We start from the raw sequence: 12,876 nt of genomic DNA, 5'->3' as shown, positions 1-12,876 counted from the left end.
AAGACTCAGTGCAATAGAGGTAGGCATGCAACCTGTCATTTTGTTTATTCATGGTTTCGGTTCCAATGGCTTTGGCAGTAAGGCGCAAATTATGCGTGACTATTGCGCTGCACACGACATCAGGTTTATTGCCCCGTCGCTATCTCATATTCCAGCACTCGCATGGCAAACCCTGACTGAGCTCGTCGAGCAACTCAATGCAATGTTAGCGCCTCAGCAATTGTGCTTGATGGGATCATCATTAGGTGGTTTTTATGCTCACGCATTAGCGCAGAAGTACGACCTCAAGGTCACACTTATTAATCCATCTATGCACGCAGGTAAATCGTTACGTCGCGCGTTAGGACAAGCGATCAATTACTTCGATGACAGCCCATATGAATGGCGCGAAAGCTACGTCGAAACGCTACAGCAGCTTGAGCCTCACTATCCATCGGCATTAACACCGCAAACCTGTTGGCTACTGGTACAAACTGGCGATGAATTGTTGGACTATCGTGAAGCGACAGCTGCCCTCCCCCATGCAAAACACACCATAGAGCAAGGCGGCGATCATGGGTTTGTCGGCTTTGCCCGTTATCCGAAGGAAATCGTTGCGTTTTTTTGTGCGCCAATTTAAGCATTTTCGGCACTAAAAGCGTGGACAAAATCTAGACAGCATGGCACTGAACGAGTAAGGTTAATGCATGTAACCGCAACCTTGGTATGGCACTGCAATGCACTATCAGAATAAACCTGCGATCACTTTAGTCGTTTTTGCATTGTCATTGCTAAACACTCCTGCTTACGCCGAAGTGCAAGAGGCTTATAAAGGACTCTTCGACGAGCAAGCAGTCGTTACACCTCCGACGAAGACATCACCACAAGATCCCAAGCTTGAAGCGCGCTTGAATGAACTCATGGACGGTGACTTCACGCCAAGTAATCATGCGGCATTAGAAGAGTTACTACGCACCGTTGATGTGGATACACCAATCGAAACCTTTGTCCGAGCGCAAGGCTATCAAATCGTGTTTTTGGCAATGGAACAAAAGCTTCCTGCAGCTCTTGCCATTGCCGATGAGGTGCTGATAATTGCGGAAAAATCCGGTAATCCTAATGCGATCGCCGAAGTACACATCGATATTGCTGAAGCCTACCTTGCCACTTCTGACTTTGCTGCAGCTCTTGCGAAAACCAAGGAAATAGAAGCTTGGCTTCCTGATGTTTCGAACCCACGGGTACGTTATCATGCAAATCATGTAATCGCTCGCACCTTACAGCAAAACGGGCAAATCCCCGCAGCGCTGGAATATTTGCTTGCCGCGCAAACTCTCATACCGCAAACAGACCCGAGTGAACAACAGCGGCGGCGCCAGTTTTTAAATCTTCATTTAGCGCGCATTCAAGCCAATTTAGGTCGTTGGCAAGCTTCCGCAGAAACTGCTGAACGCACCATTTCCGAAGCACTACGCACGGGCAATACTAATCACCTTGCCGATCTCTATTTAATCGCTGCCTACTCTCGTCAATATCAACAAGGCCCGTCTGATGAAATCGTTGCGGCGTTTCTAAAGGCTGCTGAAGTCGGTAAACAGCTAGATAATCCACGAGTTGAGATGCTCGCATATAATAATGCTGGAGCGGCAAAGTTGTTGATGGAAGAGCTCGACGAGGCAAAACGCTATTTAGAACAGGGGCTAGCGATTGCCAAGCAAATCGGCAACGTTAACGAGCGTTCGGTGACAGAGTTTAACTTAGGGTATATCAAAGTGCTTCAAGGCCAACATGAACAGGGCCTGCAAGAGATGTTAGCAGCTGCTGAAGTATTTAATAGTTTTGCGCAAAAACGTGAACAAGCCATCTTACTTTCGCATATTGCCAAGGCTTATGAGGTTGCGGGTAAATATCAAAAGCAAGCTGAAATACTAAAACAACAAGTACAAATGACCTCAGAGCTCGCGGCAGCTGAACGAGATCAGAAAGTGAACGAGCTACAGGTGCGTTATCAAGCTGCAGAAAAATCATACGAGATTAAACTACTCGAACAACAGGCCGACCTACAAACTCAAGAGCTTGCCGCGCAACAGCGTCAACAACAACTTTTTGCTCTTGCCGCCGGCTCATTGGTTTTACTCATTCTACTCTTCGCCTTTGGTTACCGTAAAACGCGTAAATTAAACGCCTTGCTGAATCAAGCGAACGCCGAATTGCACGAGCAGTCGCTACGCGATCCGTTAACCGGTCTTCATAACCGTCGTGCTATCTATGATCAGTTACTACGTGACGAAAAGCGTCTATACACGGGCAATCATGCAGTATTTATCATCGATATTGATCACTTTAAAACCATTAATGATAAACACGGCCACAGCGTTGGCGACGAAGTCCTCATCGAATTCGGACGGCGCGTCAAACAAGCGGTGCGGAAAACCGATATGGCAGTGCGTTGGGGGGGTGAAGAGTTTCTATTAGTGCTGGAACACGTTAACGCCGAACAAGTCTTACAAGTTGCGCGCAAATTGCTTAACGACATTAGCGAAAAGCCATTTCATACCAGCGCTGGGCGCTTGCACATTACCTTAAGCGGCGGTTGTCGGGTCATTGCAAGTAACCGAACTCCACCGAACTGGGAGGCCACAGTGAAAGATGTCGATACCCTTCTCTATCAAGCCAAGAGTGAAGGACGCAATCGCATACGCTATCAAGTCCCAGGTGCTGAGCCGGAAACTCTGGTAGTGCGCTAGTTAAAAAAAAAGCCGCAATCTAAATTGCGGCTTTTGCGTTATTTAACCTAACTTGTTCGTCAATCTTAAAGATTTGCTAGGGCTTCATTCAAAGTTGTCGAAGGCCGCATTGCAGTCGAAACAAGCTCACCATCTGGCTGATAGTAACCACCAATTTCAACTGGCTTGCCTTGAACGCCGTTAAGCTCATCGACAATTTGTTGTTCATTGTCGTTAAGGAAGCTCGCTAACTTACCCATACGTGCTGCCAAATCTGTATCTTCCATCTGTGCAGCCAAGGCTTCAGCCCAGTACATGCCGAGATAGAAGTGGCTACCACGGTTATCGATTTGACCAAGCTTACGTGCTGGCGACTTATCGTTTTCGAGGAATTTAGCGGTCGCTTTGTCCAACGCATCAGCTAAGATCTGAGCACGTTGGTTAGCGGTGCGCTGAGCTAAGTGCTCCAACGAAGCGGCAAGTGCCAAAAACTCACCCAATGAATCCCAACGCAAATAGTTTTCTTCAACGAACTGTTGTACGTGCTTCGGTGCTGAACCACCAGCGCCAGTTTCAAATAAACCACCGCCGTTCATCAAAGGTACGATAGACAGCATTTTAGCTGAAGTACCCAGTTCAAGGATTGGGAACAGATCAGTTAGATAGTCACGTAAAACGTTACCGGTCACAGAAATGGTGTCCTTACCTTCTTTCATACGTTGTAATGTATGACGAGTGGCGTCGACCGGCGCCATGATCTGAATATCAAGACCATCGGTGTCGTGCTCTTTGAGGTAAGTCGTTACTTTCTCAATCAACTGCGCATCATGCGCGCGATTCGCATCTAGCCAGAACACGGCTGGCATGCCACTCAAACGTGAACGATTGACAGCAAGCTTCACCCAATCGCGAATAGGTGCGTCTTTGACCTGACACATGCGCCAAATATCGCCTTTCTTCACGTCGTGACTGAATACTTCTTCACCTGCCTGATTCAGTACTTTCACAGTACCATCTGCTGGAATTTCAAAAGTCTTATCGTGAGAACCATATTCTTCAGCTTTTTGCGCCATCAAACCAACGTTCGGGCACGTTCCCATGGTTGCTGGGTCGAAAGCACCGTTTTCACGACAGAAAGTAATGGTTTCTTGATAAACACCTGCGTAGCAACGATCTGGGATCATCGCACGGGTATCTTGGCGCTCATCGTTTTTATTCCACATTTTTCCTGAGTCACGGATCATCGCCGGCATAGATGCATCGATGATGACATCACTTGGAACGTGCAGGTTCGTAATGCCTTTGTGCGAGTTCACCATGGCTAGATCAGGTTGATTCTCGTACACCGCTTGGATGTCAGCTTCAACTTCGGCGCGTTGGTCGGCTGGTAATTCAGCGATTTTGGCAAGTACATCACCGAAACCATTCGTCGCATCAACACCCAAATCTTTGAACAGATCAGCGTGCTTATCGAACAACGCTTTGAAGTACACCTTGACCGCATGACCAAACATGATCGGGTCAGAAACCTTCATCATCGTTGCTTTCAGATGCAACGATAACAATACACCCTCTTCTTTCGCTTTCGCTGTTTCACGTGCAAAGAACTCTTGCAGTTGCGCAACGTCCATGCGTGCGGCGTCAACGACTTCACCAGCTAAGACTTTTACCGAGTCTTTTAATACCGTTTGGCCGGCTGGTGTATTCAGAACAATCTTTAAGTCGTCAGCTTGGGCGAAAGTGGTCGATTGCTCGCTGCTATAAAAGTCACCATCATCCATGTGCGCAACACGGGTTTTGGAGTCGTTACTCCATGCGCCCATACGATGAGGGTGCTTCTTCGCATAATTTTTAACGGATGCTGGCGCGCGGCGATCAGAGTTACCTTCGCGCAACACAGGGTTAACCGCAGAACCTTTCACTTTGTCATAACGCGCTTTAATGTCACGTTCTTCATCCGTTTTTGGTTCAAACGGGTAGTCTGGCAAGGCGTAACCTTGGCTCTGCAGCTCTTTAATACACGCAGTCAATTGTGGGATCGAAGCACTGATGTTTGGCAACTTGATAATGTTCGCTTCTGGCGTTTTCGCAAGTTCACCAAGCTCTGCCAAAGCATCATTGATGCGCTGTTCTTCGGTCAAAAACTCAGGGAACAATGCAATTACACGGCCAGCCAATGAAATATCGCGAGTTTCAACTGACACACCTGCTGCCTCAGTAAACGCACGGATAATTGGCAGTAACGAATAGGTCGCTAAACGTGGCGCTTCATCCGTTTCCGTATAAATAATCTTTGATTTGTCATTCGCCATTGTCATTCCTTACTTGGTTGCACTTACCTAAATCGACAAAAATGCTTCGTCGCAAATAGGTTCGCAAAGGATGTAAAAAGTGGCGCGAAGTATAGCAAGAAAGCGGATTATAGACCAGTAAGCATAGCTTGAATTTGAGTATTCACCGGATGAATTATGCCCCCTATCTTTGACAGGCCGATGGCCAGGGTCTATCACTCTAAATGGCCATTTTCATGGTTTAACCGAACAAATAACAACAATGAGGAAACCAACATGGTACTTAAGTGGCTTAAAATTCTACTCACCGGTAGCTTGGGACTACTATGCCTATTTTACGCGCTGCAAAATATTGCCAACCTTGATGCGGTGTATAGTGTGATGGCGGCAGTTATGGGCATGGAAAATCACAATTACTATCCAACGACTTTTGCCTTTGCGATCTCGCAACCGACACTTATATGGCTGGCCGCAGCATTAGTGATTGCCGCCGAACTCACTGCTGGGCTGGTGTTTTTAGTCGCTGTATGGAAGCTCATCCAAGTGCGCAATGCGCCATCCAACCTCTTCCAAGCCGAGAAGTCATGGGTTCTTATCGGGGCAGGAATTGCGTTACTCGTTTGGTTTGGCTTTTTCCAAGTCATTGGAGGCGCTTTTTTCCAAATGTGGCAAACCGAACTTGGCGATGCTTCTATGCGTGGTGCCTTTATTTACCTTGCTTCAGTGGCTTTAGTTACCTGGTTCGTCTACCAACCCGAGCCCACGTAAATAACATAAAAAAGGGACGGTAACGCCGTCCCTTTTTGCATGCGATGTTGTGTTTAAAACTTATAACTGAATTTACCGTACACGAAGCTACCGCGCGGGTTGTGCACAGATGAGGCATAACCGTAGAGATCGCCATCACCGTCCCCAATTGCAAATGGAGGTTCTTCATCAAGAACATTGGTCCCTCCGAGAACTACCTGCATGTTTGTCGAGACATCGTAGCGCACTTGCAGATCCAACAGTGTTTGCGCATCAACGGTACGAGCCTCGCTGGACTCGACTTCCTGTGGTGCTTGATAATCTTCAAACTCACCAATGTAGGTCAAGGTCGCAGTGGCACCAAAAAAACCGCGTGTCCAGTCTGCTGAAGCGACCCAACGATGTTCTGGGTAGTTGTATTCGCCAGCATAATCGATACCGTTTTTCTCAAATTTGGTCATGTAAGACCAATCCAATGCCAACTTGAGGTCACCCATGTCATCAAGTGACATGCCATAGTTGGTCGAGAAGTCGATACCACTCGCCTCTTGGGAACTGATGTTGATGTAGCTATTATACAGTCGCGACAGCGGCCCTAGTGTTTCGCCTGGAAGCGGGTCTAAACGCACACATACCGTACTATTTTGGTTATTACACTCCGCCTGATAAACCAGCTCATAATCATTACGGTCGATCTTATTGTCTTGGGTGATTGACCAAATATCAGCGCTGATATCCCAGTCACGGGTGACCTGCCAAACAGCACCAAGGTTCCAGCTTTCCGAAGTTTCAGCTTCAAGGTTAGGGTTACCACCGAAGACAATCGTGTAATCGGTTGCTGCGCAGGCAGGGTTGTTTGGATCAACCTCTGGGCAACGATAAGTATCGAGGAAGAACTGTGATACTTGTGATGGACCTAGGCCAATCTGAGCCAACGACGGAGCACGAAAGCCCTCACCATACGAAGCGCGGAAGCTTAAAGTATCCGTTGCTGTCCAGCGCAGCTTCACTTGTGGGTTCGTTGTGGTACCAAAATCACTGTAGTCATCGTGACGCGCAGCAATACTCAATTCAAGATCATCGGTCAGCGGTGCGAGAAACTCAACATATGCAGCCCACTGGTCACGCTCGGCACTTGCCGAAACCGATTCGGTACCAAAGATCAACCCGCGCTGGAATTGATCATCAGGAATATCTTCAACGTCTTCTTCACGATATTCAAAACCTGCCGCCATCATGACTTGGCGACCACCAAGCTCAAACGCTTCACCGGTAATGCTGCCGTCCACTGCAGTTAAATGCGACTCACCGCGGCGCACGAGGCTTGTCGTGATCGCATCAATCACACTCTGTGGATTGGTAACACCGCCGAATGGATTATAGCGCCCGGCATTGATTTCTTGTTGCATCAAGTCAGTGCGTACCCAGCCTTGTGATTTGTCACCAGTTTGCAACGAACGACTGCGCGCTTTTTGTACGGCAACGTCCCAGTCCCACATTCCGACCATACCGCGCAAACCAGCTACTAAGCGCAACGTATCAGACTCAATACTCCAAACTCGGTTTCCTGCATCAACTGTGCGATAGCGGTTAATATCGACGCGTTCACCCCAAGGGTTATTGGGATGGTCGGCAGGCACGTAAAGCCCTGCATCAAGATCTAGTGGCGTCGCTGCACCACCGGCCATTGACGAGTTATGTTGCGCCGCTATTTCGAGATAGCCCTCGACGTTAGTGCTCAGTTGTCGGTTGGCGAGAATCAGTGCGCCGACCCGTTCAGCTTCTGGAATGGTCATGGTCCAAGGACCATAATCATACACACAGGTTTGCCCGAAGGCGTTTTCCGCAGGGCAGTCAGGGTCGATCACTACCTCACCATTAAGAATGAAGTTGCCCGGATAACCGCGTGATGAGCGGAAGTCATTACCACCATAAGGTGCTTGGTTTGCGGTACCAAAGCGCCCCATTTCGTAACCCATGATCGATGAGTTTTTAAAGTAATCCAGAATAACCGTAGTGTTACCTGATGAGTCGCCATTGCCCCATACAGTGCTAAACGTGGTTTCGTCATAAGAGGGTCCGGTAGTACCACCATAACCAGCATTAAACTCAGTACCCACGTAATCGTCACGCAGAATAACGTTGACCACGCCGGCAACTGCATCGGAACCGTAAATAGCTGAAGCGCCATCCTTCAAAATATCAATACGCTCAATTGCTGCAACTGGAATGGTATTGATATCAACAAAAGAATTCGCCACACCTTCCGCAAAAGCTGACACGTTCACCCGACGTCCGTTCACCAGCACTAAGGTCGCGTCGGCGCCAAAGCCGCGCAAGCTAACAGCCGCTCCACCATTAGCGGTGGAATCTTGACTGTTACCACGTGTTGAGAAAGTGCCTACACCGGCAGCTGGATTACGTTCAAGCAGTTGCTGTAAGTTGGAAAAACCTGATGCTTCAATTTCGTCGCGCGAAATGACATCAACCGGCGATGCCCCCTCAAGATCAGTGCGATTGATACGCGAACCCGTGACCTGAATACGTTCATCGGCTTCGGCATTATCATCCGCTACTTGAGCCATTGTTTGCGGCGAGTAAAAGGCACTCAGAGCAAGTGCACATAAAGATAATTGAAATGTTGTTTTCATGATTATATTCCCTGGATTAATTTCCACATGAGTTAACATATTCTTAAAGAATATGAACTTTATATATGGCATAACCCATGGAATTCAGCAAGATAACAATGTAATGAAAATGTAAAGCCCGACAAACCTTTACGATTTGTCGGGCTTCTTACTAGGCTAATTTCGACTAAAGTTGCAGTCGCGATTAGTCGATTGTTGGCGCAGTTAAACCACGACGCTCAAGCAGCGCATCAACGGTTGGCTTCTGGCCACGGAAGTCGATGTATTGTTGCATCGGATCTTTACTGTTGCCTTTTGACAAGATGGCATCACGGAAAGCTTGGCCATTTTCCAGCGTTAGACCGCCATTGTCTTGCACAAACTTAAACGCGTCAGCTGCCAACACTTCTGACCACATGTAAGCGTAGTAACCAGCTGAGTAGCCGCCAGCAAACACGTGCGCAAAGAAGTTAGACTTGTAACGTGGTGGAACAGCTTCCACCGCTACGCCGTTACGGGTCAGTGCTGCTTGCTCAAAGCTATTGACGTCGGCAATACCGGCAGCTGCGTCAGGTGTCAGCGTGTGGTATTCCAAGTCCAACAATGCTGCAGCAATGTACTCAAGGGTGTCATAACCCATGTTGAAGTTCTTCGCTGCCATCACTTTGTCGAGCAACTCTTGTGGAATTTGCTCGCCGGTCTCATGGTGTTTAGCCATATTCGCAATAACTTTCGGGTTCAACGTCCAATCTTCTTGGAAGGTTGACGGGAACTCAACGTAGTCACGTGATACTGAAGTACCGGCCAATGACGGGTAAGTTACATCTGAGAACATACCGTGTAACGCATGACCCATTTCATGGAACATGGTGCTCACTTCGTCAAAGCTCAATAGCGTAGGTTCGCCATCTGCAGCCTTGGTGATGTTCATATTATTTAGAATAACGGGCTTGTTACCAAGTAGGTGTGATTGGCCTACGAATGAGCTCATCCATGCACCACCGCGCTTACCGTCGCGGGTAAACCAGTCGCCATAGAACAAGCCAAGGCTCTCGCCATCAACGTCTTTGACTTCGTAAACGACGATGTCCTCCGCATACGTTGGAATGTCATCACGCTTTTCAAAAGTGATACCAAACAATTGATTCATGGCGTAGAACACACCATCTTCAACCACGCGGTTGAACTCGAAGTATTGCTTCACTTCGTTTGAATCAAGTGCGTATTTCTCTTCGCGTACTTTCTCGGCATAGAATGCCCAGTCCCACGGTTGAACGTCGAACTCACCGCCTTCGCCATCAATGACTTGCTGGATCTCAGCCATTTCCGCTTCAACGTTGCTGACGACAGCTGGTACTAAGTCACGCAACATTTGCTGAGCCGCACTTGGCGTCGCGGCCATGCTTTGCTCAAGTACGTAAGCGCCCCAATTTTCATAGCCAAGCAGTTGCGCTTTTTCCGCACGTAACTGTGCCATTTTCTTCACTAGTGGGCGGTTATCGGTCGCAGTGTTACCCGTGCCACGCTCGGCAGACGCACGCCAAACTTTCTCGCGAAGCTCGCGATTTTCAAGCGACTGTAAGATTGGCTGACGCGTTGTATTAGTGACAGTGATCACGTATTTGCCAGGCATTTCTTTAGCTTCAGCAGTTGCTGCTAATTGCGCAATCTGTGACTCGCTCAAACCCGCCAGTTCAGCTTTGTCTTCAACCACGACCATATTCTCGTCAACCAAGCTCATCAGGTTGTTACGGAACTCAGTCGTTAACGAAGATAGCTCAGAGTTAATTTCACGAATACGTGTTTTTTGCTCTTCGTTGAGCTCGGCACCAGCGCGTACAAAACCTTTATAAGTATCCTCGATCAGGCGCAGTTCTTCGCCTTCAAATTGATCACGGTTCTCATAAACCGCTTTAACCCGCGCAAACAGTTCTGGGTTTAAACTGATATTGTCACCATGGGCTGCATACTTCGGTGCCATTTTGACTTGCAGAGCGCGGAAATCATCATTACCCGCTGAACCAGCAACGTTGCCAAATACCGAACTAACGCGGCTAAGTAACGCACCTGATTTTTCCATTGCGACGATGGTATTCTCAAACGTCGCTGGTTCAGGATTCGTTGCGATCGCTTCGATTTCTGCCGCATGCTCTTCCATACCGGCTAATAGTGCAGGTTCATAGTGAGCAAACTCGATCTTAGTGAAATCTGGTGCGTGGAACGGCAGTGTGCTCTCCGCATAGAACGGATTAGCTTCGTTAAATTCCGCCACAGCGGTTTGCTGCTCGGCTTGTTGAACTTGTTGTTCTGCTTGTTGGTCAGTTGTTTGCGCTGCTTCTTTATCGGCACATGCAGCAACAGTAAGTGTTGCACCGATAGCAACGGCGATCAGGCTTTTACGCATGAGTAAGACTCCCCTGTGAATAGTGTAGCTCTCTACCTTAACAGATAGGGCTGAGTTATAACGTTCAATAATGTAACCGTTGGTAAACAGGGGCTCAAGAGCTTTTCGTAGCGCAAAACCAGCATTTGAGCGGATTACGCTACTTCTTTAACAGGAATTAATGGTGGCAGACCGTGTTTGGCCCGAGCTTTATCACAAAAAGGATTCGCTGCTTCGTCGCCCGCGACAAACTCACGACAAGGCGATGGACGGTTGCTGTAGATACTGCACCCAACTTGCTTGCCGATGGTACCTTCAAGGGCGACGCAACGCGGACTTGCTTGGTTAGTACCTTGCATGCACAGTAAATGCGGGTGAAAGTTTTCGGTGAGTTCAGAGGGAACATAACCGGCAGGAGCGCCAGTAGCTTCACCCCAGTAAAACGAAACACGATAGGTGGCGCAGCAAGCCCCACACGTCAAGCAGGCCGAAACCGTACTCATCGCGCAACACTCCACAACAGAAAAATCATGTTTGAAATGGCGGAGCGGACGGGACTCGAACCCGCGACCCCCGGCGTGACAGGCCGGTATTCTAACCAACTGAACTACCGCTCCGCAGCGGTGATTTGCGTTTCAGGAAAGTGGCGGAGCGGACGGGACTCGAACCCGCGACCCCCGGCGTGACAGGCCGGTATTCTAACCAACTGAACTACCGCTCCAACTTCCTGATTCTGGGTTTCCCGAGTGGGTCCCCCCGAATGCGGAGCGAATATTACGAGGGCTGTTCTTTCCCGTCAACCTTTTTTTTGAAGATTTATTCCGTTTGCCTGAAAAACAATCAGATCGTACTATTTTTACATGTTTTAAGCCTTGTCGCGGGTTCGCAAACCCCACACTTTAAGGTACTCTTTCATTCATTACTCGCGTACCAAAGGAAGCCATTACGATGCGACAAATCGTTCTCGATACGGAAACCACCGGCCTCGACCCTGCGCGTGGCCATCGCATTATCGAAATTGGTGCTGTTGAAGTGATTGGCCGCAAACTGACGGGGAACACGTTCCACGTGTATATCAATCCGCAGCGAGTGGTTGAACAAGAAGCCATTGAAGTTCACGGCATTACCAACGAATTCCTGCAAGATAAACCGGTTTTTTCACAAGTTGCCGATGATTTTCTTAAGTTCATCGATGGTAGTGAGTTAGTGATTCATAATGCGGCGTTTGACGTCGGCTTTATCGACCATGAATTTGCCCTACTACGTAATGGTTTTGGCAAGACGACCGATTATTGCAAGATTCTCGATACGCTCATGCTGGCACGCGAAATGCGCCCGGGGCAAAAGAATAATCTCGATGCCCTTTGTCGCGCCTTTGGCATCGATAACTCCAATCGGACCTTCCACGGCGCATTACTTGATGCGGAACTGTTAGCTGACGTCTATCTGATGATGACTGGCGGGCAAACAAAGCTCGAATTAGCGACACAAAAGAAAAGCCACCAACATAATGGCCAAACCGTCGACTGGAGTCGGGTCAGCAATAAGCCCCAATTGCGCGTCGTTAAAGCCTCTGCTGAAGAAGAGCAAGCACATTTAGAGCGTTTGAAGCTCATTGATGCACCACTTTGGCAGGAGCCCAACGCGTGAATGCAGCGCAGAAAAAGGTACACATTTATACCGATGGTTCCTGTTTAGGCAACCCAGGCCCGGGCGGTTACGGCATTGTCATCGAGTATGGCAAGCATCATAAGGAACTGAGTGCTGGATTTCGCTTAACTACCAATAATCGCATGGAAATGCTGGCTGCGGTCAAAGCCTTAGAAGCGCTTAACCAACCCTGCGAGGTCACCCTGACGTCCGATAGTCAGTACCTGAAAGACGGCATTCAAAAGTGGATTCATAACTGGAAGCTTAATGGTTGGCGTACGGCGGCGAAAAAGCCGGTAAAGAATGCCGATCTATGGCGCGCGCTGGATGCAGCGACCCAACGTCACTCAATACATTGGAAGTGGGTTAAAGGTCACGCTGGTCACCCACAAAACGAACGTTGTGACGAATTAGCAAGACAAGCAGCCAGTGGCTCAGATTTAGCTGATGACACTGGCTACGAAGGTTAG

At 48.4% G+C, this 12,876-nt stretch carries 9 protein-coding genes and 2 tRNA genes; 5 read left to right on the top strand and 6 right to left on the bottom strand.

The window, feature by feature from the left end:
* The first annotated feature begins 25 nt into the window (after positions 1 to 25).
* Together NV375_RS00765 and NV375_RS00760 are read left to right on the top strand one after the other, a co-directional pair.
* Entirely contained in the window at positions 26 to 619 is a 594-nt protein-coding gene (locus tag NV375_RS00765) for a YqiA/YcfP family alpha/beta fold hydrolase (RefSeq protein WP_258240594.1), read from the top strand.
* A gap of 97 nt (positions 620 to 716) precedes the next feature.
* Positions 717 to 2,726: a GGDEF domain-containing protein gene (locus NV375_RS00760; RefSeq protein ID WP_258806540.1), complete on the top strand. Its 2,010-nt coding sequence runs from the start codon at positions 717 to 719 to the stop codon at positions 2,724 to 2,726.
* A 65-nt stretch (positions 2,727 to 2,791) separates the two neighbouring features.
* Here the strand turns inward: NV375_RS00760 and NV375_RS00755 are convergent, their stop codons facing one another.
* Positions 2,792 to 5,017 (bottom strand): NADP-dependent isocitrate dehydrogenase, encoded by a 2,226-nt coding sequence (locus NV375_RS00755; RefSeq protein ID WP_258240596.1) that lies wholly within the window; start codon positions 5,015 to 5,017, stop codon positions 2,792 to 2,794.
* 255 nt (positions 5,018 to 5,272) lie between these two features.
* On the opposite strand from NV375_RS00755, the gene NV375_RS00750 reads away from it, so the two are divergent.
* Positions 5,273 to 5,764, top strand: a complete 492-nt coding sequence (locus NV375_RS00750) for a DUF2165 domain-containing protein (RefSeq protein WP_258806539.1) — start codon at positions 5,273 to 5,275, stop codon at positions 5,762 to 5,764.
* A gap of 53 nt (positions 5,765 to 5,817) precedes the next feature.
* Here NV375_RS00750 and NV375_RS00745 read toward each other — a convergent pair whose 3' ends face one another.
* The 5 genes from NV375_RS00745 to NV375_RS00725 form a co-directional block, all read right to left on the bottom strand.
* Positions 5,818 to 8,394 (bottom strand): TonB-dependent siderophore receptor, encoded by a 2,577-nt coding sequence (locus tag NV375_RS00745; RefSeq protein WP_258806538.1) that lies wholly within the window; start codon positions 8,392 to 8,394, stop codon positions 5,818 to 5,820.
* Between the two features lie 184 nt (positions 8,395 to 8,578).
* A complete protein-coding gene (locus tag NV375_RS00740; protein ID WP_258806537.1) occupies positions 8,579 to 10,777 on the bottom strand; it encodes a M3 family metallopeptidase in 2,199 nt (732 codons plus the stop codon).
* 134 nt (positions 10,778 to 10,911) lie between these two features.
* Positions 10,912 to 11,259, bottom strand: a complete 348-nt coding sequence (locus NV375_RS00735; protein ID WP_258240600.1) for a YkgJ family cysteine cluster protein — start codon at positions 11,257 to 11,259, stop codon at positions 10,912 to 10,914.
* Between the two features lie 37 nt (positions 11,260 to 11,296).
* A tRNA-Asp gene (locus NV375_RS00730) sits at positions 11,297 to 11,373 on the bottom strand.
* 27 nt (positions 11,374 to 11,400) lie between these two features.
* Positions 11,401 to 11,477 (bottom strand) — tRNA-Asp (locus NV375_RS00725).
* Between the two features lie 227 nt (positions 11,478 to 11,704).
* Between NV375_RS00725 and dnaQ the strand changes: the two genes are divergently transcribed.
* Both dnaQ and rnhA read left to right on the top strand, forming a co-directional pair.
* Positions 11,705 to 12,406, top strand: a complete 702-nt coding sequence (dnaQ, locus tag NV375_RS00720; protein ID WP_258240601.1) for a DNA polymerase III subunit epsilon — start codon at positions 11,705 to 11,707, stop codon at positions 12,404 to 12,406.
* The gene (rnhA, locus tag NV375_RS00715; RefSeq protein ID WP_258240602.1) at positions 12,403 to 12,876 is read left to right on the top strand and encodes a ribonuclease HI; all 474 of its coding nucleotides are present in this window, start codon (positions 12,403 to 12,405) and stop codon (positions 12,874 to 12,876) included. The genes dnaQ and rnhA overlap by 4 nt, the downstream gene beginning before the upstream one ends.

This window comes from Pseudidiomarina sp. CB1 (assembly GCF_024752025.1).
Taxonomy (GTDB): Bacteria; Pseudomonadota; Gammaproteobacteria; order Enterobacterales; family Alteromonadaceae; genus Pseudidiomarina.
This window is presented reverse-complemented; position numbering and strand designations above follow the sequence as displayed.